The following is a 2,355-nucleotide window of genomic DNA, read 5'->3' on the forward strand; positions in this document are numbered from 1 at the left end:
CGGTCAAGCCGCATGCCTGCCGGTTCATTCCACATAACCGTATAACCCTCTGACCGAAACCTCTCCCGAGCGCACGATCCGACGGCTCCCGTCCTCCAGGCGTACCACCAGTCCGAAGTCCTCGTCCAGGTCCTCCGCCACTGCCGGCTGACGCGTTCCGTCCGGAAGCATCAGCTGCACCGGGCGTCCCAGATTCACGCAGTCCCGGCGGCAGGCTGCCAGATACGGTGCCGTGTCTCCGGACAGCAGTGCCGTATACAGCCGGTCCAGCGCCTCAATTTCAGCGGCCGCCAGGGCAGGGCGGGACACCGGACGGCCCAGCTCCTGGAGAAGCGACGTGGCCACAGGGCGAACCTCGGGGGAGAAATCCTCCTCCCTCTGCCCTACATTGACGCCGATCCCCACTGCCAGATATTGCAGCCGGCCAGACTCACCCTCCAGTGACAGCTCTGTCAAAATACCGCAGAGCTTTTTCCCGTTCATCACCGGATCATTGGGCCATTTCAGCCCGGGGCGAACACCGCAGACCTGCTCCACTGCCTCGCACACCGCCACACCGGCCATGGCCGTGACCGTCATCAGGCGGTCCGGCGGAAGCTGGGGGCGCAGCAGCGCGGTCAGATAGATCCCCTGGCCCCGGGGAGACTGGAATACCCGGTTCATCCGCCCACGGCCTGCGGTTTGGCAGTTGGCGACCACCACCGTCCCGTCTTCCGCACCTTCCAACGCCAGCTGCTTCACCCGGGTATTGGTGGAATCCACCTGGTCATAGCAGTACAGCCTGCGACCCACCCGTTCCACCGGGGTGAGAAAGCTGCGGATCTCCGGCTCCGTCAGGGCATCCGGAACGCCTGTGAGCCGGTATCCCTGGCCGGTACGGGCCTCAATGGTATACCCCTCCTGCCGCAGGGTGTTGATCGCTTTCCACACGGCGGTGCGGCTGATTCCCAGCTGCTGACTGAGTTCTTCGCCGGAAAGGGGCTCCCCCATCCGTTCCCGCAAAAGTGCCAGCACGGTTTGACGACTCACACCAGTCCCTCCTTTCGCACACATGCGCTTTTTGCAGTTTATCACGTTTCCCACCTCTTGTAAACCGTCCGGCGGTCCAAGACAGGAAAAGCCGCGGAGCAGATTGCTCCGCGGCCTTTGTTCAAACCTCTTCCTCCTGTGTCTGCAAAGACTCCGGTTCTTCAAGGACAGCCTCCTGCGCTGTCGGCGTGTCCTCCTCCGGAAGATCCTCCTCTCCGGAATCAGCCGCCTCCTGCGGCGTCTGGTCGGGATTCTGGGGCTGTGCACCGCTCTCCGGGATCTGGCCGGGCTCTGTCTCCGGCTGCGGTTCATCAGCGCTCTGATCCGGCGTCTGCGCAGGTGTCTCTGCGGGTACCTGCGCAGGTGTTTCCGGCACTGCCGGCTCTGTCTGCACCGGAGGTGTCTGCGCCGGGACTTCCTCCGTTGCACTCACCGTCGAATCGGAGGGCGCCACACCCTTGAGCATGGCCTGAACCACCCACCGGGTGGCATGACCGTTTCCGGTACAGGTGGACAGGGTCAGAATCTTGTCGTAAATCGTCGGCGTGATGCCGGTATCAATGACGGACTGCCCCAGGCAGTAATCAAGGAACGCCTGCTTGGACGAATCGCCGGAAAACCCGATCTGATACGTGGTTCCAGCAGTCGAGACCTCGTAGGCGGCAAAGATCTCATACTTATGGCTGCCGTTGTCATCCGTGATATATACATAGGGATGTGACGCCCAGTAGCTCTGCTTCTTATAGTTCTTCAAGGAGGCAAACATCGAGCCGTTATTCATCCGGTGTCCGTAGATCACGGTATTGAAATCGCTGAAGTCCGGGCTGTTCTGACATTCCAGGAAAATCGCGCCCACCACGCTGGTCCACTTTTTCCAGGTGTGATTGAGATAGTACTGATTGTTGTTTCCCTGTACCAGCGGATACGAAATCACCGTATTGGGGATGAGAATCCACCCTAGCACGTCGCTGTTGACCTCCTGCAGGGCCGCAAAATCCATGTTGCGCAGCGCATCGGCATAGGGGTCCACATAGACGGGAGCCGATTCCTCCGGCTCTTCCGGCGTGGGTTCCGGCAGGTCGCTCAGGTCCGGCAGCTGCACCAGCTCCGCCGCCTCCTCATACGTTTCTTGGCCTTCTTTATATTCGATGCCGCGGTAGATCACCATGCCGAGACTCCCGGCAAAAACCAGCGCCAGGAGAATGATCAGGCCCCGCCGTAGCGTTCGTTTCATCGTCTTGTCCCCCTTCCGGGCATGCTTGTCACTTCCCGTATTATATCGGTTTTCCACGGGATGTGCAAGGACCCGGGCCGATCGGCCCGGGT

At 61.0% G+C, this 2,355-nt stretch carries 2 protein-coding genes; both read right to left on the reverse strand.

Annotation, left to right across the window (positions count from 1 at the left end; all coding sequences use genetic code 11):
- Positions 1 to 24 precede the first annotated feature (24 nt).
- The gene (locus tag QZL67_RS05305; protein ID WP_022289714.1) at positions 25 to 1,029 is read right to left on the reverse strand and encodes a biotin--[acetyl-CoA-carboxylase] ligase; all 1,005 of its coding nucleotides are present in this window, start codon (positions 1,027 to 1,029) and stop codon (positions 25 to 27) included.
- A gap of 121 nt (positions 1,030 to 1,150) precedes the next feature.
- Complete coding sequence (srtB, locus tag QZL67_RS05310; RefSeq protein ID WP_022289715.1) at positions 1,151 to 2,263, reverse strand: class B sortase; 1,113 nt, start codon at positions 2,261 to 2,263, stop codon at positions 1,151 to 1,153.
- Positions 2,264 to 2,355 lie beyond the last annotated feature (92 nt).

Source organism: Oscillibacter sp. CAG:155 (genome assembly GCA_000436875.1).
GTDB lineage: Bacteria > Bacillota > Clostridia > Oscillospirales > Oscillospiraceae > Oscillibacter.

Bases quoted from the DNA above. Each gene is read 5' to 3' on its own strand.
- srtB (WP_022289715.1), bottom strand. From the start codon at position 2,263: ATGAAACGAACGCTACGGCGGGGCCTGATCATTCTCCTGGCGCTGGTT.